17 protein-coding genes are annotated in these 20758 nt (G+C 48.7%); 10 read left to right on the top strand and 7 right to left on the bottom strand.

What is annotated here, in order from left to right:
- Positions 1-252: 252 nt before the first annotated feature.
- Positions 253-933 (bottom strand): hypothetical protein, encoded by a 681-nt coding sequence (locus S7A_RS20535; protein WP_009093302.1) that lies wholly within the window; start codon positions 931-933, stop codon positions 253-255.
- 962 nt (positions 934-1895) lie between these two features.
- Here S7A_RS20535 and S7A_RS20530 point away from each other — a divergent pair.
- From S7A_RS20530 to S7A_RS20510, 5 genes are all read left to right on the top strand, one after another.
- Positions 1896-3368 carry a tetratricopeptide repeat protein gene (locus S7A_RS20530; RefSeq protein ID WP_009093301.1) on the top strand — a complete coding sequence of 491 codons (1473 nt, stop codon included), beginning with the start codon at positions 1896-1898 and terminating at the stop codon, positions 3366-3368.
- A gap of 48 nt (positions 3369-3416) precedes the next feature.
- Positions 3417-4541, top strand: coding sequence for an MFS transporter (locus tag S7A_RS20525; protein ID WP_237712340.1), 1125 nt, complete (start codon positions 3417-3419; stop codon positions 4539-4541).
- Entirely contained in the window at positions 4522-6153 is a 1632-nt protein-coding gene (locus tag S7A_RS20520) for an alpha/beta fold hydrolase (RefSeq protein ID WP_009093299.1), read from the top strand. Before S7A_RS20525 ends, S7A_RS20520 begins: the two co-directional genes overlap by 20 nt.
- Positions 6154-6868: 715 nt before the next feature.
- Positions 6869-8245, top strand: a complete 1377-nt coding sequence (locus S7A_RS20515) for a DUF3560 domain-containing protein (RefSeq protein WP_009093298.1) — start codon at positions 6869-6871, stop codon at positions 8243-8245.
- Positions 8246-8322: 77 nt separating this feature from the next.
- The gene (locus S7A_RS20510) at positions 8323-8886 is read left to right on the top strand and encodes a methyltransferase (RefSeq protein ID WP_009093297.1); all 564 of its coding nucleotides are present in this window, start codon (positions 8323-8325) and stop codon (positions 8884-8886) included.
- 501 nt (positions 8887-9387) lie between these two features.
- Here S7A_RS20510 and S7A_RS21385 read toward each other — a convergent pair.
- Positions 9388-10245 carry a hypothetical protein gene (locus tag S7A_RS21385; protein WP_141629854.1) on the bottom strand — a complete coding sequence of 286 codons (858 nt, stop codon included), beginning with the start codon at positions 10243-10245 and terminating at the stop codon, positions 9388-9390.
- A gap of 600 nt (positions 10246-10845) precedes the next feature.
- Between S7A_RS21385 and S7A_RS20505 the strand changes: the two genes are divergently transcribed.
- Both S7A_RS20505 and repA read left to right on the top strand, forming a co-directional pair.
- Positions 10846-11913 carry a ParB/RepB/Spo0J family partition protein gene (locus S7A_RS20505; protein ID WP_009093296.1) on the top strand — a complete coding sequence of 356 codons (1068 nt, stop codon included), beginning with the start codon at positions 10846-10848 and terminating at the stop codon, positions 11911-11913.
- Positions 11914-12055: 142 nt separating this feature from the next.
- Positions 12056-12985, top strand: coding sequence for a plasmid replication initiator RepA (gene repA, locus S7A_RS20500; RefSeq protein ID WP_033736929.1), 930 nt, complete (start codon positions 12056-12058; stop codon positions 12983-12985).
- Between the two features lie 894 nt (positions 12986-13879).
- Here the strand turns inward: repA and S7A_RS21450 are convergent.
- Positions 13880-14173: a hypothetical protein gene (locus tag S7A_RS21450; protein ID WP_009093293.1), complete on the bottom strand. Its 294-nt coding sequence runs from the start codon at positions 14171-14173 to the stop codon at positions 13880-13882.
- A 263-nt stretch (positions 14174-14436) separates the two neighbouring features.
- Between S7A_RS21450 and S7A_RS20490 the strand changes: the two genes are divergently transcribed.
- On the top strand, positions 14437-15066 hold the full coding sequence (locus S7A_RS20490) for a hypothetical protein (protein ID WP_009093292.1): 630 nt from the start codon (positions 14437-14439) through the stop codon (positions 15064-15066).
- A gap of 24 nt (positions 15067-15090) precedes the next feature.
- On the opposite strand, the gene S7A_RS20485 is transcribed toward S7A_RS20490, so the two are convergent.
- The 3 genes from S7A_RS20485 to S7A_RS20470 form a co-directional block, all read right to left on the bottom strand.
- On the bottom strand, positions 15091-15798 hold the full coding sequence (locus S7A_RS20485; protein WP_033736927.1) for an RES family NAD+ phosphorylase: 708 nt from the start codon (positions 15796-15798) through the stop codon (positions 15091-15093).
- Positions 15799-16592: 794 nt separating this feature from the next.
- The gene (locus tag S7A_RS20475; protein ID WP_009093288.1) at positions 16593-16964 is read right to left on the bottom strand and encodes a hypothetical protein; all 372 of its coding nucleotides are present in this window, start codon (positions 16962-16964) and stop codon (positions 16593-16595) included.
- Positions 16965-17338: 374 nt separating this feature from the next.
- The gene (locus tag S7A_RS20470; RefSeq protein WP_009093287.1) at positions 17339-18232 is read right to left on the bottom strand and encodes a RepB family plasmid replication initiator protein; all 894 of its coding nucleotides are present in this window, start codon (positions 18230-18232) and stop codon (positions 17339-17341) included.
- 297 nt (positions 18233-18529) lie between these two features.
- On the opposite strand from S7A_RS20470, the gene S7A_RS21715 reads away from it, so the two are divergent.
- On the top strand, positions 18530-18772 hold the full coding sequence (locus S7A_RS21715; RefSeq protein ID WP_237712339.1) for a hypothetical protein: 243 nt from the start codon (positions 18530-18532) through the stop codon (positions 18770-18772).
- Between the two features lie 16 nt (positions 18773-18788).
- On the opposite strand, the gene S7A_RS20465 is transcribed toward S7A_RS21715, so the two are convergent.
- Positions 18789-19559, bottom strand: coding sequence for a GntR family transcriptional regulator (locus S7A_RS20465; protein WP_202799436.1), 771 nt, complete (start codon positions 19557-19559; stop codon positions 18789-18791).
- On the opposite strand from S7A_RS20465, the gene S7A_RS20460 reads away from it, so the two are divergent.
- Entirely contained in the window at positions 19530-20741 is a 1212-nt protein-coding gene (locus tag S7A_RS20460) for an MFS transporter (protein WP_009093285.1), read from the top strand. The genes S7A_RS20465 and S7A_RS20460 overlap by 30 nt on opposite strands.
- The last annotated feature ends 17 nt before the right edge of the window (positions 20742-20758 follow it).

Here is a 20758-nt window from a genome sequence, read left to right as displayed (position 1 = left end):
TGGCGTACAGGTGAACGATCTGCTGGACATGACGTGGGTATGGCGCCAGCGTGCCCGGACTGAATAACCGGAGACAAATACGCTAACCGGTCAAATCTATTAATGTTTTACGTCATGTTGACGATAGTATTCAGGTCCTTCACCAGGGATGCACATCGATGGCAAATACGTTTCGACGATGCTTAGCGGCATCGTCTTTTTTAGTTTCAAAAAGAACTCGCCGGAGATTATAAAAATCGGGTTTATTCACATTCACCAGATGGTTTTATTTCTGCAGTAAAGGTTCTGTTCACCCTTTTCAAACAGGTCCCTGCGATCCCACGCTTTCCGATAGATTCTGGCGAATCTGAAAGCCGGGATAGAGCGGAAGATGACAGTATAAATACACAGCAAAGAAAGCAATCCGTAAGGGATGCAGAGCATAACTAACGCTGCCTGTGGCCATAGTGAAGAATAGTCATGCTGCTTAAGGTTAATGTGTATGTCCTGGACAGATTGAAAGATAAGATTGATAATGAATACCATCAGTAAAAAGCTGAAGACAAAAACAAAGCCGTTGATAAAACGCGCGCCTTTCTTCAGGCTGACTTCGCCGTCATCTTCACAGATGAAAAGGCCCGGTAGTGATAAAAATGCTGAAAGGTCCTTGTCGTCCGCACGAATGTTTTGGTTATGCGCGTAGTAAAACAGATTTTTCATAAACTGAGGCGTATATCTGATCCCATACACCAGCATCTGGCTTTGAATCTTAAAGTCATCAATAAAGCCGTTATTGCTCTTATGCAGCAGAGAAAATAGTTCAGACCTGTCAGAAATGGAAAGCCGCCTGAATGTGGTGAAAAGCTGAAATTTAGAAATATGTTTGAGCATATAACCCAGTAGGGCTACACCCAGCGTGCTAAGTATTTTTACTGCTGCGTCAGATACGGTCATAACTCCCCTCCTGTGTAGTTGATTTCTTATCATTTATCAGAGGCATAAGTCCAACCGGGCTGGCTATCTTTTGGAGAGATAAGGTTCTTACTTTCTGAGCGTTAAGTTAAGGCTATGGTCTATGCCGTCATACTGACCTGGACTGTATTCAGCTCCCGTATCTGGCACATCTTGAACATTAACGTATGGCCCCTCCGGCTCCCCGGCGTTGCCGGGTCGTCAGCCCCACTGCGCTAACCGGCTGTGCCGGTAAGCTCCGCCGGACCGCGAAGCGTACCGGGCCAAGGTTAGGGTCTGATGGCTGACCGCTATGTAAGCTTGATGCGCAGTTACATTGGAAGAAATGAAAACTAACCTGCCGCCTGAATGTTTATCGAGTTACTTTAGAGTAAGCGTTTAAGTATGGTTTAACTTGGTGATTAACTTTTATCTGATGATTAATGGTTGGTATAATAATTTCCATGTTAATAGTACATCAGGTAAATCATTAGTTTTTTTAGTTGTACATCAAATAAATAGCTTTTTGTTTGATAAAACCGTTCTTTATTAGCAGGATGTGAGTTTCATAAGTTTATGTTTAATATGTTAATTGTGGTTGGTGGCAACATAAACAACCCTAATGTTGTATTTTTTTTAAGCATTTGAGGAATTTTAATTCATTAATTAATCTTAATTTTACGTATATGTATGTAATTTTATGTAAATTCTCATATATATCAATCGTTTAAACATGATTTTTTTGTTTTTGACATGTTTTTTTAAAATCGCTATTTTTAATTCACCAAAACGAAACTTTTGGTGTAAATAAGCAAACACAACTTAACAATTAAATAAGGATATCAATCATGAAAATGATCAAACGCGCTCCTAAAGCTAAACGTGTAGATTTCTCAGTAATGTACGCTGGTAAGTAACAAATAAAAGGGGAGACGTAAGTCTCCTCCTTTTTATGAGGACCATAAATGGATTTGTTCAAACTCTCCTGCGCAGTGCCTCTTGAGTATCTAATTATCCGGAAAACAGTTCTCCGCTTCGTCGAGGAAAAAAAATTATCGGTTAATGATAAAAAGTTCCTTTATCCTCTTGAAGCTTTTGATAAGAGTGAACTGTCTTTAACTGATAAAATAGGCCCAGATGATCAGATACGGTACTTTCTGAGCGAACGAGTATTCAGAAAGGTTGCCGAGCTTGCTAGAAAAATAGCTGATAATAGAGTTTTTGAAATCGAGTTGGATGTGAAGTGCGCCGGTTTTCCACTTATCAGTTCCTTCATCCAGTCATTATTCAGGATGGGTGTAAAGGTACACTTGGTTACTTTGGGAACGGATGAAGGTCCAGGAGAATTGACCGAAAGCGAAATACAGCTAGTTAAGGAAATCATCAAAGGGAATCGCGGTGATCTCTCAGTCATCGAGCCTGCAACGCATAAGATTATAAATGCAGGTGATATTTTTAGTGCTGACCATTTACTTGAACATTCTATCCAGAGTTTTGACCAGTTTGCTGAAAAAAATGCCGGTCTGATTGGTGTTATTAAAAACTGTATCAATTCTCCTCTGGAAGCTGAGTATTATTACAATCTCAGTAAGAAAAATGGTGACGCTTTAAAGACAGTTAAAGCTAACTATACACTTTCCATGCTTTTTCTTCGCCATCATGCCGTCAATAACCGCAACCTTTCAAAAGGTCGTGCCCTGCTTGATGAGGCCTATGAAATCATCCAGAATGGTGATCTGGCGTATACCGGTACTGATACAGAAAACTTTTATAGGGTTTTTAACCGAAACGGTTATGGATTGATCCTATTCCGTGAGGGGCGCTCGGAAGAAGCTATAGAATTGCTTCGGTGGGGTATCAATAAACTATCCGATGAGTACAGCATTCATTACATGCATCGGTCAGTAATCATGTATAACATCTGTCTTTGCTATAAACGTCTTCACAGATATGATGAAGCTATTGAAGAGTTTAAAAAGCTTCTTGATATTGATTATGCTTTCCCGGAATACCATCTTGAAATGGGTTTTTGCCTCAAAGAAAAAGGTGACTATGAGGGCTATGTGTCTTGTATAAGAAATGCATTGTCGGTTAGTCCATTGCACAGTGACAGTCATTATCTGATGAGCCTCACACTTCTTGAAGATGAAAATTATGTTCTTGCCGAGAGTCATGCAAAAACAGCATGGGAGGTGGCTGGGGATGATATAACTGCATATAACTATGCCTACATATTATCACTAAACAATAAGTACGAATTACTTGACTCGCTATTGCCGAGTTTACAAAGTGATTCATTACCTGAGTGGCTAATTCTACAGGCTGAAAAACGAGCGCAGGTTTCTTCAGTTGAAGCAAAGGAATATCTTCTGGCATGCCGAGAGATTTTCCCTAAGCACGAACTTATAAACGAAAATATTTTAGCATTGAGTGAGTGATATGGCCGCAAGGATTTATATATTCTACATACTGTTTTTATTTCCAATGTGGATTTCAAAAACTCTACAACCTATCTACTGGGAGCAACAGGGGCAACTGAAGTTATTCTCTGCTTCCTATGTAGCAATGGCGTTGGCTGGAGCCTGCTCATTATTCTATGCGCGCATACTGTCACGCACAGGGGCAAAAGTGGGCTTATCCGCTGGTTTTTTCTTTATGGTGTAGGGCTCATCCTCAGAGCTTTTCCAGAAGGAATGATTATTGCAGTATGTTCAGGTTTAACAGCAGGGGTTGGTGCGAGTTTTATCGGACTCTCTCTGAAGGCGCTGATTTTTCAGACCGATGAAGGGAAAAAGGAAAGGATTCTTCTCCATACTGATAACATCATGACTATCTCTCAAAGCCTGGGTGCCTTTGTCGCAGGAGGGCTGGTAACGTTGCTAGCACTTTACGGGAACAGCCCTTACGCGACAGGACTTCTATTGAGTGGGCTACTGGTGCTTGCAGGTTTAGTGCTGATTCCTTCGCTAAAGCCTGGAGTAAAAGTTGCTCCCTCCAAAAGTAAAGATGTGCAGTCACAAAAATGGCAACTGGATAAAACTGACATGCTGCTGTTTTCAGCTTTTATCATCAGTGGTGCCTGTTGGGCGCTAATTTTGCCCATGCTCCCCGTATATCTTAAGGATATGCATTTTTCTGATGCTCACGTTGGTCTGGTGATGTCCGCTGGTGTCGTTGGGGGATTAGTTCTAAAGAACGTCTTCGTTTTACTTTTTACCGGTAGAGATCGTGGCACATCGCTTCTTATTTTTGCATTGCTCTGCGCGGTGGCGATTTATGGCGCGTTAAATGCTCTGAAGTATCAGTTTGCTATCATTTTTGCTATCTCGGTCATCGCGATGTACACCTTTAGGACGGTCTGCTCATTACTGATTAACTTTCTTGAAATGGACATCGCACAACGCGGTAAAGCAGAACATATATTCGGGTTAACGCAGACTGCGTTTCTCACAGGTGACATACTTGGCGGGATTGCATTGCCCTATTCCTATGAGTCCAGATTTCTGAGTAATCATCCTTTGCTCATGGTTACGTTGCTGTTTTTGTCATATGTTCTGGTGTATACCGGCTCCCGTGTGGGAGGTCGCCTGAATGTTCAGCCCTCTCAGTAGCGCAGCGGGGCTTTCCCCGCTTGCCTTTCATGATGAATGCGTGCTGCTCAGTACATGGTCCGGAGCATTGAGTGAACTGGATATCAATGCAAAAAAGCTGACACAAGCACGCTATGAATTCTTTTTTAAATCATCCTTGTTCACGATCACACAGACTGATGCGACAGAGTCGCTGCCGACTCAGATCCTGATATCTGGAAAAGCAGCCCTAGAATTGCTGCTGCCATATTCAATTGGCGACTTTTCAGTTCTTATTGACGGCGATAATTTCAGCCTTCTGCTTTACGATGAAGATGAGGTTTTACAACTGGCGCTGAACTGGACTCGTTATGAAGAAAGCATTCAAAGTGTGACTTCTGGTTTTTCAGCCCCTTTGCTTGCAGTCCCCTGCGGTGCTGTGAACGTTAAAGACTACTACCTAGTGTCACTGTGGGATCAGACGATTTCTTATTCTGGTACTCAAAAGACAGATAATTTCGTCAGCCTTCACTGCATTTCTGCAAATGGTATTTTGTTCGGCGTTGAAGAGAAGGAGGCTGTGCATGTCCGGCTCTTACCCTTTACACAGGCAGAATCACATGACGTGTGTGGCGAAGGTGTTAACTGTGCTGGCGCTCTAATGGATGTCTTGCGGGATGAAATCATTATAACCGAAGTGGTCAACGGCCAGCATCGACTAAGTTTTTATGACGCTAAATCCTGTCGACTAAAAAGCATATCTGACAGGCTCTTTGGATCAATTACGCCGTTACATGCTGGTAATCATGTAGTGTATTACGTGTCAGGAAGCATTGAAGGCGTCCAGTTACTGCAACAGGATTTCTCCTCGATAGCCTGCTTTCTTCCGGGGCTCTCGAAACATCACCGCCGCTACACTGAATATTTCGATGTAAAAGCCATGTCGATTGAAACGTCCTCTCCGGCGGCACTCAACATAATATTTTTGCATGGCGGTCCAGAATCTTGTGAATGGGATTCTCTCAGACACTATCCATTGCTGAAGAGTATGGAATCTGAGGCTGTGAACTTCCACATAATTAATTATCCGGGGTCAGCGGGTTTTGGCCGGGAATTCCGCTGTATCGCTGATCAAAAGGTATGTGAATTTACCTCTAAATCTGTAGTGAGCTGGATTCAAACGCATTTGCAAACCCAGCCGACAATCGTAATGGGCTGGAGTTTTGGAGGAACACTGGGGCTGGAGATCCTTGCCCATTCCGACTTGCATAAACAGAACATTGTGGGAGTTACGCTCATCAATCCTTTACTGGACCTTCCATTCCACCTAAAACGCGTAACTGATAACGGGGGCGATTCAGCTTTCTTCATGCGAAAATTTGCAAGCGATGATTTCGCTGCTGTTACAGTGGAACGTTACGCTGATCTGATTGAACGCAGCGACTCGAAGATTTTATTGATTGCAGGAAGTAACGATGAAGTATTGTCGAGTGAACCTGCGCAAGAACTTATTGGTCGGGTCAGCACCTCTGAAAATCATCGCTTTGTTATGGACGATGGTGCTCATGGCGGCGCTGAAAGTTTTGATGCCAGAGAAGAAAATTTAATCACCTTCGTTAAACAACTTTTACCTTTGACTAAGAAAAATTATTAATGAAGGTTCTTCTAAAAAAGTACAGCGGAATGAGGAGAAAAGAAAGACCAATTATGTGGTTCAGAACAGGTCTTCATCTGCTTTAAGCTTGTGTGAATAACAAACTCTAAGCCTCTCTATCCTATGTTGTGCTTTTTCTCTCTGTGCCGTAACTATTGTTTCTCTCTTCAGCTTGTAGCTACTGGTCATCAGGCTTACATGACACAGCTTTTTCACTAACTTAACCGCACTTTAACGTACAGACATTAATAGCCTTATGACCCCCGATCGGCTTTCCAATTGGTCGTCATCCCCGCTGCGTTAACTGGCAAAGCCGGCTAGCTACGCCGAACTATATGAAACGGCGTTTCGGGCCTGACGGGTAAGGTCTGATGGCTGAGTTCAAACCCTGCAGCGGGCATGCGCCCGCGCGCTCACTGGCCACAAAAAGACGTGGCCGCTGAGGACCGGCCCGGCACCGTGGCGTGCCGTTCCGGGGCTGTGTCCTGTTCATCCTTCCGCGTTCTGTTTTGTTCCCCTGAGCCCCTTCGCCGTGCAGAAACCTGGCACCCGGGCGTCTTCACGCAAGGGTCGCGCGCTAAACGGCAGCACCCGGTCCCTTCGGGCTGCGGCTTTGCCGTTTCCCCCTGCGTTCAGCCTGTTGCCCGGTCGCCCGTTCTGCCCTCACGGCGAGGAACTCAGAGAAACATCACTTAAACCACACGGGAGACACAACATGTCACAGCAGAACGTCAACACCACGGCTTCAGAATCTAAAGAATCATCTCTTTTTAACTGCGAAAACTACCGCGCAACCTATTCGCCGGATGACAACAAGCTGCGTCTGTACCCACTGCACCGCCTCGATGAGGAGACGTATAAGCGCGTCAAGGATGCAGGCTTTAAGCATGCGCCGCGTCAGGGGCTCTTTGTTGCGCCAATGTGGACGCCCGATCGCGAAGACCTGCTGATCGAGCTGGCCGGTGAAATTGAGGATGAAGATCAGTCGCTCTTTGACCGGCAGGAGGAGCGTGCGGAGCGCTTCGAAGATTACAGCGAAAAGCGCGCCGCCGAGTCAGAGCAGGCGCTGGCCGCCGTGGACAACCTGGCTTCGGCCATTCCTTTCGGGCAGCCGATTCTGGTCGGACACCACAGCGAGCGCCGCGCCCGTAAGCACGCGCAGAAAATTGAAAACGGCATGCGCCGCGCGGTCAACCTGTTTGAAACATCCGGATACTGGGAGCGCCGGGCAGAGGCGTCACTGCGTCACGCAGCTTATAAGGAGCGCCCGGACGTGCGCTGGCGCCGTATTAAAAAGATTGAGGCTGACCTGCGTAAGGCTGAGCGCCGGCTTCAGGACGTGCAGAAGTTTATCAAACTCTGGTCGTCCGCAAACCTTGACCGGGCAATGGCGCTCGTTATTGCAGTCGTCGATCACCTTCACAGCTGCTTTCCCCTGGACAAGTACCCGCGTTCGCCGGAGAAAAGCCAGTATGAAGGCAGCCGCAGCATCTGGTCAGCACTCGAAGACGACATTATTAGTGCCGAACAGGCCCGGGACCTCTGCATTCCCAGCCATGAGCGCACCATCGCGCGGTTATGCCGCTGGACAGCGCACTACCGCAACCGCATTGCCTACGAGCGCGCCATGCTGGACGAACATGGCGGCGTACTGGCCTCAGATACTGAAATGGTGCCGGGCGGACAGGTCAAAAGTCGCGGGGAGTGGCTGACCATCATCCGCGTAAACCGCAGCGGCGGAAAAATCAGCTCGCTGGTTACGCCAGAGTATTCATTCATGTCACGGGGAAACGGTGCCGTCATCACCATCACGCCCGATCGCATTACGGAATATAAAGCGCCCAGCGCAGAGGAAGCAAAAACGGCGAAGGCGGCCGCGAAGCGCCCGCCGATTGTGAATTATCCGGGGGAAGGCTTTGAGCACATGACTAAGGAGCAGTGGAGCAAAAAGCATGCTGACTTTAAGCAGGTGAAAGGGATTGCGGCCAGTGACGAACATATGGCCTACCGCATCCGCCGCGTGATGTCCACGGGCTACACCCTGTCACCGGTGTATATCACTGATATGAAAACGGTAGAGGTGCCGCGCTGACGGCCGGACTCCCCGGCGCATCCGGGGAGGTCATGAATATACAGAGTGCCGGCGTTGCCGGCGCGGGAGAACAAGAAATGCGTACCGAACTCAGCGCGCGAATTGCGCAGATGCAGCAGAAACTCAGCGGCCTGCAGGCCGTGGCCCGGGTGCATGCAGATACACAGCTATTTGTTTCGTCCGACCTGGTGTGCCGGAAGCTTGTCACCCTGGCCGACATCCGGCCGGGTAGCCGGGTGCTGGAGCCGAGCGCCGGGACCGGCGCCATTGTCCGTGCGGTGCTTGCGGCCGTGCCCGAGATAATGTGCCAGTGCGTGGAAATGAATGCGGCGCTGGCTGAGCATCTGCGCGCCATCTTTCCTGAAGTGGCCGTGACCTGCGCAGACTTTCTGAGCTGTGCCCCGCAGGCGGTTTATGACAGGATTATCATGAACCCGCCTTTTCGCCACGGCGACGATCTGAAGCACATCCGGCACGCGCTGAAAATGATGGCGCCGGGCGGTAACCTGGTGGCGGTCTGCGCAAACGGGCCGCGTCAGCAGCGGGAATTTAAGGATATTGCGACACATCAGGAGGTGCTGCCACGTGGGACGTTCGCATATACGGACGTTTCAACAATGATTGTCCGCATTGATGCCTGATTGCCTGCCTTACCGGCTTCGCGCCAGCGGGGCCGGATTAGTGCCGCCAGCCGGGGCCGCAAACGTCAACGGCGGCTGATAACGGCTGCGGCGGCTGCGCCGCCACAGCCGTTATTAACCTTTCGCCTGCGCTTTTTCTCTCCGGGATGCTGTCTCACGGTCTTCTCTCTCTGCTTTATGCTGCTGTGCTGCAGCTTATCCGGTTTCCTATCTTTTATGGTCAAAAGCATAAACAGCATGATGGCCCCCTACGGCTCCCCGGCGTTGCCGGGTCGTCAGCCCCACTGCGCTAACCGGCTCTGCCGGTAAGCTTCGCCGGACCGCAATGCGTTCCGGGCCAGCTGGCTAGGGTCTGATGGCAACCTAACGCTATAAAATACAGAACAAATAGTAAATAACAGTCGCAAATGCAGGAAAAAGCTGCCATATGGGGCAGCCAATATAGTTAATTTTTCTCAAGTTAATCCATAAAACTCAATTAGAATATGAATATTGAGATGTTTATCGTTTTTGTTTTGGACCCGTTTTTGGAGGGTTTGAAACTTCTGATTTTTTGTCTTTTTTGTTAAGCTTTTCTCGTATGTTCGAAAGCCGAGCTGAAAAGGAGGGCTGTTCTTTGTCATCGGAACTTTTATTAACCGTGTCGTTTTTTTCTGCATCGCTTAAGGTGGCAGGTCCTACATTTGAAATATCTGTCTGTGGGCTAGAAGGTGAACCTTGTCCATTTTTAGGAGTATGACTCGGTTTAGGGCCGGAAAAAAATGAAAGAGGAAGAACTACAGCATTATTTTTTTCATCAATCGCCAGAACCAGTGCATCCTTATGGATTCCGCCACCGCACCCATCACCTTCACCATCATCTGCAGATGCATTACTTCCAAACAGTTTTGCGGCAGTGAATTTTTCAGTGTAAGCTATTAATTCAGACTTATTCATTCCGGCTTGAAAAACTTGATTTTTAGACAATTTCACGGGCACGCTAAAATAATTCATAAAACATAAGGTTAATAATTTTCCGCTTTGGCCACGTCTACCCGCGATAATATAATGACTTTTAGATGAAGGATCATTTGAAAGTATTTTCTTGGCAAGTAAATACCCTCTTTTATTTAGTGCGAATTTTTTATATTCGGCAACAAAGTCGCCGGGTCGTCTTTTGAATTCTATTATAAAGTGTTTTTTTCCTATTTTTGCTATTGTATCGGCTATTGTTTCTGCATCACCATCAAGTGGGCTAAAAATATTTATTCCGAACTCTTTTTTGGCGCTTAGAATGAATTTATATTCAACCGTTTTTTCCCACCATAATATTTCTTTTTTTACATGGTTGGCTGGCTTTGCTTCGGATTTATTTGTCATAGGTAGGCTCTAAAAGATAAATTGTTTAATCACAATGCACAATTAATGTAACTTTGAAAAGATTTAATTTCTATGTTTTTGAGTTTTTTCGTTTAACAAATAATTAGACTTCAGCGCATTTATACTTTTGTTTGAAATGGCCACCTCCGGCTCCCCGGCGCTGCCGGGTCGTCAGCCCCACTGCGCTAACCGGCCGGGCCGGTAAGCTCCGCCTAATCCCTCCGGGGTTCGGGCCTGACGGCTGGGGTCTGATGGCAACCGCCAGATCAACACCTGCAGCCGGCTGGCACCGGCGCGCTCACTGGCCACGAATGGCCGTGGCCGCTGAGGACCGGCCCGGCACCGTGATATGCCGTTCCGGGACTGTGCCCTGTTCATCCTTCCGCGTTCTGTTTTGTTCCCCTGAGCCCCTTCGCCGTGCAGAAACCTGGCACCCGGGCGCCTTCACGCAAGGGTCGCATGCTAAACGGCGGCACCCGTTCCCTGCGGGCTGCGGCTTTGCCGTTTCCCCCTGCGTTCAGCCTGTTGCCCGCGCGCCTGTTCTGCCCTCACGGCGAGGAACTCAGAGAAACATCACTTAAACCACACGGGAGACACAACATGTCACAGCAGAACGTCAACACCACGGCTTCAGAATCTGAAGAATCATCATCTCTAAAATCAAAGACCCAGCGGCGGCCCGCGAAAGCGAAAGCGGACAAAGTCGCGGCGGCGGTTGAGCAGGCGCTTGAAAAAATCGACATCGAGATGATCCCACTCTCACGCCTGGCGATTTCCCCCCTGAACGTACGAAGTAAAATTTACGTGCAGTCGCGTATTGAGTCGCTTGCCGCCACTATCAAAAACGTCGGTCTGCTGCATAATCTGATCGCACACGACACGGCTGACGGGAAGCTGGGCGTGGCCTGCGGCGGTCGTCGCCTTACCGCAATTCAGCTGCTGCTGTCACAGGGTGTTTATCAGCCCGATCAGCTGATCCCGGTTAAACGCGTGACGGAGGAGCTGGCGCGCGCGGCCTCAATGTTCGAAAACGGCGAGCGTGAGGATATGCACCCTGCCGAGCAGATTGCCGGTTTCCGGGCGCTGGCAGAGGAGGGCAAAACCCCGGCGCAAATTGGTGATCTGATGGGCTACAGCTCGCGACACGTTCAGCGCTGCCTGAAGCTGATCGACCTTGCTCCTGCCATCCTGGACGAGCTGGCAGCAGATAACATCACGCTTGAGCAGTGTCAGGCGCTGGCGCTGGCCGACACTCACGATCGCCAGCTGGAAGTATGGGAGCAGGCCTCCGGGTACTACAACGCCTCCGCTGAAGTCATCCGTAAGCTGATCACCTCCTCTGAAACGGCAATCAGCCACTCTCCAAAGTTTACCTTCATCGGCAAAGACGCCTATCTCGCGGCGGGTGGCACCATTCGTACCGACCTGTTCAGCAGTGATGACGAAGGCTACATCGACACAGCGATGGTCGAGCAGCTGACGCTGCAGAAGCTGCAGCAGATTGCTGAAGCCGTGCAAAAGGAGGAGGGTTTTGCCTGGGCTGAGGTCAGGATGGACAGCCGCCTGCAGAGCTGGAGCAACGAGGTGAATAAGACTTATCAGCTGCTGCCGGAGCACTGCCCGGAGCTGACGCCGTATCAGAATGAAAAAAACCCCGATAATCCCTGAGTTTGGCGACCGCAGGATTAACGGGGTTCCACTCTTATACTGCACAGGATTATTGCCCTGTGCAGGGAGTATAGATTTATGGACAGGAAAAGACAATCCGTTCTGAGCTTACTCCGCCTGCGCAATATAAGCGCCGGCCGGCATGCATAAGCAGACACAATTCACTGCTTCACGACCTGACAAACGCCACCGAGGCGATCATTCCACTGCCTGCAAATGCTCTAATCCGGAGTGGTTTGCACCGAAAAATTACAGACGTCTTCCCGGTGAAATGGGGCACGCCATGAGCCGACTTGTAGCCAAAGATAAGCGCACAGGCAAAATGACACTGCGTCAGCGTATGTCACGCCATCCCTATTTTGTGCAGCTTCGCGAAGCTGCAGGACGTAAACGCGATTTTCGGCCCGAAAAACAGGCGCTGTATGATGCCCTGTGGCCACTGTGTGTCCAGCGTGCGGATCTTGCCACCTCTGTTGTAACCTTTAATGGCAGCAAGCTGGCCGATGAACTGAGCCCGAAAGACGAAAATGGCAACATCATTCCGGAAACGCGCGTAGAGCCCTGCAGGTTGTCTCGCCTGTTTGAAGAATGGGAACGCTACGGCCTTATTGAACGACCTGATCTGGAAATGGACCCCGTTACCGGCTACTGCATGCCGCGCCATATCGTGCTCACTGATAGGTTCTGGCAGCTGTGTGGCATCAACATGGACAAGTTTCTGGCGGAGCGTAACGAACGCCTTGCCGCAGAGGCTGACGGCATTATTGAGCCGGGAACACACGCTTCTGTTCGTGCCGCGCGCCGGCGCTGGTATGAAAATATGCGCATGGCCACGCTGATTAGTCGCCGGGATAAAGCGTCCAGGCAGAAGCGGCGTAAGCAGCTTAGTAAACTGCCGGTCGATGACAGACGTAACTCAATGGCCAAGCTGCTGCGTGCGCGTCCAATCCATGAGTGGAAAACGCTGCCCCCGGAAGACTTTGATCGGCTGGTCTGGAAATGTCTGCGCCAGTTGGATCTGGGGCTCGACTATGAGCCCGTACTGCCCGAAATCCCCGATATAGTCCACTGACACGCCCACAGATTTTAACCGCCTTGACTGGCGGTAAAGTCGTTTGTGCCGGGTGCTGACACCCCTTTCTGCACCGGTATTTTCCCGTAAAAATCACAAATTGTGACCACAAACAGTATGCCGTTTTTTTTAACCACAATTACCCGCAACTAATATCAAATAGTTAACAGCAACTACAGTCAGCGCTATGTGCAATACAATCCTGACTTACGTCAGAAAGAATAATCAAAATAATAAATAAGGTTTTCATACAGGCATCTGACGAGCATAAATTTAATGCCTTCGCTTGCAGCGGCCGCAGGCGTCCGCGCCGCTCAGAATCTTAAGTAGCTCCCGCCAGCAGACGGCGAGCAATGCACATTAGTTACATCATCCATATAAGCTTTTTTTACCCCACCGGAGCAGGACCTGAAACCTCGCGCCCATCTCCGGCATAACCCCGGAGCCGAATCTGAAGCCCGGTTGCCCCACTGACCAGCCGCCGCCGCCCGACCCTTTGGGCCGGAACTGCAGTGGCTGATTAATGGGTGTTGTAACTATAGATTCAGAATGGCTGTGAATAGTGCTGCGGATTCTTTCTTTCGTCTGCGACCATCTGGCTTCTGTGCGCCTGAATGGCCGCTGCTTCAACAGCGTCTGGCAGGGCGTGGTTGGATTTGCGCGATATATAAGTCAGGAAGCGGCTGCGCCGCGCTACCGGCACCGTTCAGCTGCAGAGTGATATGTAGGACCGGCTGGCGCCTCCATGCCGCTGCGCGGCATAATGAGTGCCGGCTGCGCACTACTCAGCAGCACTGTTATTCATCCCGACAAAATATCCAGAATGCGAAGAAGAAAATCCAACATGTAGTGGTTAAGGGTTTGAAAAGGTACAACCAGGGGCTCTGGCCCCTTTTATTGTTTGAATGGCCAACAAATCTGCTTTGTGAGCCACCCACTGCGTCGCTTCAGTTCGGTAATCAGGCCGACCCAGCTACAATCATGGGCCTCCTCGCGGTTCGCCTGGAGGTAGTCCGCGTGGTGCAGCAGGTACTCGCCCAGCTCGGCAAGACCTTTAGCATAGCTGCCGTGCAAACGGGCATACTCTTCGACAAGGCGTTCCAGCTTGAGATTCGCAGCTTTCTCCTCGGCTTTATAGATCTGGCGATCAAGCTCGGACATGTAAAACTCATTTTCGGCTGTGCTCACGGCATTCTCCTGCGATATTAATGTGTAGACAGTGTAAACCGTGCGGGCATTAACAGTGTTAGTTCCGGGTTTATCACTAAACCCCACCTGAGCAGCAGCAAGCCGTCGCTGCCTACGCCCCGAAAATCAGGCCCTTCACCGCGCAAGCGCAGCTCTACACCCTATTGCGGCACCACCACCTGTGCAATCTGTATATTTTCACGCCGATATTGTTTGACACTTTACCCTCGCATGGCTATTCTAAATGTCAAAGAGAGGTGACCATGACTAGCACAATCCAGAAAGAATGCCGTAAAACACTGCCCGCAGAGCAAATGGCCGTGTTTGACCGCTTGGCAAATTTGTCAGTCGAGTTAGTGGGAAAATTAGCTGAAAAAAAACAGTTAACCACTGCTCGCAACATGACAGATAATGAGCTGGCTAAACTCTTTTTTGAAACTCAACTTGACCGGTCTTCTGAGATGTCACCGCGTGAAAAACGCAAAATGGATCATCTGAATGAAAGCGCGGTCAAATTTGCGGAACGTTTAAAGAGTCTTGGCGGAACGTGTCGGGCAAGTGAAGCAGCTGTCATCCTCAGAGTAAGAAGACAGACAATTAACAATCGACTGAAAGCAAAAAAATTGCTCGCAGTTCAGGTCGGGGGCGAGAGCAAATTCCCGATATTCCAGTTTGACGGAAACCGTATGGTTGACGGACTGGAAGACATTTTATTGTTGCTGGGAGACTTTAGCCCAGTCACTAAAATCTCATTTTTGACTGCAATGTATTTTTTCGATGATGAAGAAAATTTAAATGTCATTGATGCACTGAAAAAATACGGCACATCAGGTGAGCACATGAAAGTGATCCGCAAACAAGCCTCACTGTTCGGTCATCAGACATCCCACTAAAAAAGGCCCTTACGGGCCTTTTATTTACGAGTCATCTGCCTTCACGTCAAACCGCAGCGTTTCCGCCACAATTTCAAATCCATCAATGTCTTTTTCTTGCCAGTTTTGAGGAAAATTATCTGGGTTCGAATCAACATGGTCATAGACGGAACTATGCGTAACATCAGCTAAAGGGCCTGTCTCCCCCTCGCGTTCCCAGTATGCAGTGCACATCCCTACACCGTAATGCCTGGAACTGTACGAAACACCGTCATACTGTAGTCCTGGGGTGTTTGCAGCCCAATCGGTAATGGCTTGTGTAATGTCCTGTCGAGCCCCCATCGTCTGATCAGCAGTAATATGCAACATACCCTGCAACTTCGTCATATTGATGGTTCTCGTATTACGAGTCGTCTCTAGCGTATACATCTGAGCTTTATGTAAATCACTCAAACCAAGAGTAAAATTCTCTGGGTCACGTTGGTAGACTCTTCCCAACGATTCAGCTATTGCAGAGGCGGCGTTATCTGCAACGTAGCAGATACCTGTGCGGCCCGTAGGGTCGTTGTAGCGCCCTAACGGCTCTGGGTCCATCGGTGCGCCATAATGGACACCTGAAGGATATTCGTCCCATTGCCAGCGCATTTGTTGAGTGCCTTTCTTACGAATGTCACTCGGAACACGCCCCTGCTTTTCTAACTGATTTAACTGCTCATGGATGGAATCTCCATTCGTTCTCTTTCCTGTTGCCACGGTACACCTCTGTTTCTTTCAAAAATTATTTGAGCCATACATTCACCATTACTGGGATATAGGGAATTGATTGGCCTACGTGCTTGCCCGTAAGCCACTTACCTTTTTAGGGGCATACGCATCTTAGGTTTTGTGGAACGTAGTTTCAACGAGAGGATTTACAGGCTTTCTGATTAAGAGAATTAATAAGGAGAACAGCTCAATTGTCAGAAATCATGGCTTATTTAACATACTGCATGAAAAAGTCATATTGCATGGGAGCACGCCTGGTGCTACAGGTAAGCCTGTTCAAAAATCAGGCTTAACGTACATTAATTGCCGATCTCCACATTACCCCTCTTATTGTTGTAAGCGTGACCAGGCTTATCTGAGAAATGGACAGGCGAGTAAGTTATGCAGCTCAGAAACCGGCAACGCCGAGCGTACGGCGGCACCTGGTTTCTCAGCCATACGACACGTCACCTTATGCCTCCATGCGCTTCGCGTACAACCCTTAACCCGAGTGGGAGAATTTCTGATGCACCACGCTGAAGATGACGGAATCGAATCGACTTACTGGAAAGCATGCAGACTCACCGGCATAATTTGTTTGAGCAGAGCCGTAGAGGGTAAGGAAATCAACCGAGAGATGATTAAACACGATCTCGTGCTTTTGCTTAAGGAACACGTTAATCGGACTGAGGAAGCTGAAACGGCGCTCATCTTTGCAATCGAGCATCTGATGGAACCGCCAGCTTAACACGGCAAGAAGCACTTCTGGGGCTTGCAGCTTGAAGACACCAGAAAGATCAAAATCAAACGTTGTGTGCTGACAGCAGTTTGTTTATCTCTTTGCCCTTCCCTACCCGGAAATCGAATGCATACGTACAGCTCTTTGCTGACAGAACGCGATACAGCTCGTAGATAAGATCCCGGTTAGGTCCTTCACAGGTTTCAGCCTTTTCCAGGGCCAGTGGTGACGCGGTTATGAATACCACATGGTGAGGACTATCGAGCTGCAGTACAGCATCGATCATGCCCTGAATCTGGCTACGCTTATAAGTGGTGTTTTCATAGTTAAAGATAACCGGCGTTTTCCTGCTTCCCTGTTCGATCAGGACTCGGGCAACCCCCAAACGCGTGTGTGGGTTACCGCTACCTGTTACATAGACATGAGCTGTTTCCATTGTGAAAAATTACTCCATGCAAGTTACGTTGTTTCATATCCCGTACTGAGCCTGATGAAAACTACGACAAAGCGGCTAGTTACATAAGGCGGTCACTTTCATAAGCCAGGCACTCACGCTATTTTGATAGCGGTCATTTTCATAAGGCAAAGGCGGTTACTTTCATAAAACAGTCACTAAAAGCGGTCACTTTCATAAAACTGGCTTTCCATATAACCCCTTACCGACCTTGCTTTATGAAAGTACCCCACTCTACTGGCCCCATTTTATGAAAGTACCCTACTTTGCTGGTTCAGTTTTATGAAAGCACCCTATCTTGCACATGATGTGCTTATGAAAGTAAACGCTTGCAGGGCATCTTATGAAAGTGACCGCTATTTCTGAGCAGCTCGCCCCAGCGCCTGCAGCTTTGGAGATCGGCCATTAATCACAAACATGATTTCCCTGCCTTTTTTGTACTCGGTAAAGTCGAGATAGCCGATTCTGACCAGGTCAGCCAGTGCACGTCGAATAATGGCGTTCTGGTCTTTAATCTGCGATTCAAGCGCGAGACGTTCACGAAAACGCTTCATCGAGATATACAGGGGACCGGCCGGCATACTTTCCAGATACACATACAGGGACTGTGCGGCCTCTTTGCGTGATAGCTCTGAAAGCGCTTTTAAGCCGAGTAAAACCTTATGATCGTAACGATATAACTCCCACAAACTACTATCACCGACTATCTCTACCTGGTCAGTTTCATAATCAAGAACGGCGCGTTGAACCAAATGCGTTACCAATGACTTCTTGGAAGTTTTTCCACGAAAAGAGAGAGTTACACTTGAAAGATTAAAAAGTGAATCGTGCAATCGTGCGCGGGCCCTTCCGTTAATATCAGTAGGCTTCAGGCCACACATCCGTGCAAACTCAGAGAACGGCAGCGTGATTTTCTCGCTGCTATAGCCGTACTTCGAAAAGGCAGAAATTACGCCGATCCATGTTTTAAAATCAGTGGACATGCTTAGCTTTGCCCCCTGGATTTTAATGTCGGTGTAACCTTCCTGCCTTGCAACTTCCAGACTGGATAGTTCTTCAGAAGCATCAATCAGGAAGTCGCGTTTACCCTTTTCTTTGGGTGCGACAGGTGTGAAAACGCTTAGGCGAAGTAGAGCCACAGGCTGAACAGACTTGTTGCTGTTTGGTATCAGTTCATAACTTGTGTTGGACTCTTTTTTAATAATGCAAAAAGGACTCTCTATCTCGCTGTTTTCCTGTAATTTTTCCATTTATCCACACCGAATGAGCAAATAATATCCAGATTTATGAAAGTAACCGCTTTAGAGTTATGAAAGTAACCGCCTATTTTATGAAAGTAAACGCTTTTATTATGAAAGTAACCGCTATACTTATGAAAGTGACCGCTCAAAGTGCTATTTTTTATTTACCAATCATCAGGTTACGGAGGTGGTGATCTTTATTGATCTTTACTTGATCTCTATATGATCTAAAAGAATTGATCTATCTACTGAATATGTGGATAAAAATTTTCTAACTCTCTTAATTCTAAGGATATTGGAGCTGAGATGGCTTTTCAGAACCCGGCACAAAACTTTGCAGAACAGCGGCTCAATCTGGGCGATCTGGTCACGCTATCACCTCATTCTACTTTCCTTGTGCGTAGCGACAGCAGCTATCCTGAAGCAGGAATAATGCAGGGCTCAGCTTCTGGCTCATATGGGACAACCATATTAATTTGTGAGGGCTGCAACAGCAGCCCTGTGCCAGAAGCGGACATCCCGATAGCACTGGCAATGAAGGACTTATAATACAGGGCGACATCAGTCAGGCTAATTTAATGCCGCGAGCGCGCAGTGTTTTCTGATTCAGGGTCAACGCATCAATCGTTCTGTCCCGACTCGAACGAATGTGCGTGCTTACAAGAGAGCACGCGGTTTTAATATCATCCTGCTTCAGGGCATTCACTAATACGTAATGTTCTTCCCATGCAGGCTGTTCGCTTCCACTGTCCAGCCAGCGGGCCCGTGACAGTTGCTGAAGAACCTCTTTCAGGCTCTCAGTAAGAAACTTATTCCCGGCCAGGTTTGCCAGAGCAAGATGAAACTCCGTACCGGCACGGCTCATCTCCTCTTTAGACGCAGGAGTTTTGTCAGTCTCCAGAATACCGGCAAGTGACTGCAACTGGTCATCCGTAATTTTTCCTTCCGCCATATGGAGTGCAGATACCTCAAGCGCTTCGCGATAATCAAACAACTGTCGGATTTCTTCCGGCTCCACTGGTGCCGTCATCCAGCCACGTCCCTCACGACGCAGAAGTCCCTCATTTGCCAGCCTGATGAAAGCGGCCCTGACCGGCGTTCTGGATGCGCCAAAAGCAGCTTCAGCCCACCGTTCTGTGATGCGTTCACCTGGACTGATATCCAGATTCAGGATCATTTCTCTTAGCCGGTTTTCAACCTCTGTCTGCTGCGACATATTTCTCGTCCCACCTTTGATTGACATCTGTAAACTCAGATCTGTATGGTATCCCGTTTTGGTATCCCAAACAAATTTTAGGGTTGATTTATGTCTGAAACTGGAAATCCGTTCTGGCATCGCAATCTCATTGTCTGCATGGTGGGATCGTTTTCTACCGTATTTGCCATGACTCTGATGCTGCCTTTTTTGCCCCTGTTCGTTGAGCAATTGGGCGTTACCGGGCACGCGGCCATTGTGCAATGGTCTGGTATTGCCTACAGCGCAACGTTTCTGTCAGCCGGACTCATTGCGCCCATCTGGGGTCGTCTGGGCGATCGCTATGGCCGCAAAGCCATGCTGGTCAGGGCGAGTTTCGGTATGGCGCTTATGGTTTCACTGATGGGGTTTGCCACGAATATATGGCATCTGCTGATCCTGCGGCTTCTGGTCGGGCTGGCGGGTGGATACTCTTCCGGCGCTACAATCCTTATCGCCGTACAGGCTCCTGCAAAACGTTCCGGATGGGCGCTGGGCATGATTGCCTCCGGCGTCATGGCAGGAAATCTGGCCGGACCGCTTGCAGGAGGCTGGCTTCCGCCGCTAATAGGCATCCGTACCACGTTCTGGCTCGCCGGCGCGCTTATTTTCATTGCGTTTCTGCTCACACTGCTGCTTATCCGGGAGCCGGTTAAATCCTCCGGCAAAGAAACAAATAAAGAACCTGTGAGCTGGTCACAGCTCCCCGGCAGGGCCGCTGTCATCTGCATGCTGCTGACGGGCCTGCTTCTTATGCTGGCAAACATGTCGATTGAGCCCATTATCACGGTATTTATTCGCACTATCACGTCAGATGTGGCGACGGTCACCCAGACCGCAGGGCTTGTTATGTCTGCCGCCGCGCTTGGCAGCGTCATATCTGCTTCCTGGCTGGGCCGGCTGGCAGACCGGATCGGGCACGTCAGGATAATTACCGGTGCCCTGACAGCGGCGGGACTGCTCCTGATACCGCAGGCATTTGTAACGGCGGGCTGGCAGCTTATTGTTCTGCGTTTCCTCATGGGGATCGCGCTGGGGGGGCTACTGCCCTGCATCGCAGCCGTTATCCGCAGCCGCGTACCTGAAGAGCGCGTCGGGGCGATAATGGGTTACTCCGTTTCCGCCCAGTTTATCGGACAGTTTACCGGTCCGCTATTAGGCGGATTTACGGGTGCCCATCTCGGCATGCGTTTTGTCTTTCTGGTTACCAGCCTGCTCATGCTGGCTGGTGCCGCCCTCAACTGGCGCGTTCTGCTGGGACGCAATGCCAGATCGTTTAAATAATTTTTCTGGAGATTTAA

This window comes from Pantoea sp. Sc1 (genome assembly GCF_000255315.1).
Lineage (GTDB): Bacteria > Pseudomonadota > Gammaproteobacteria > Enterobacterales > Enterobacteriaceae > Pantoea > Pantoea anthophila.
The sequence above is the reverse complement of the archived record's forward strand: the minus strand, read 5'-3'. Positions and strand labels throughout refer to the sequence as shown.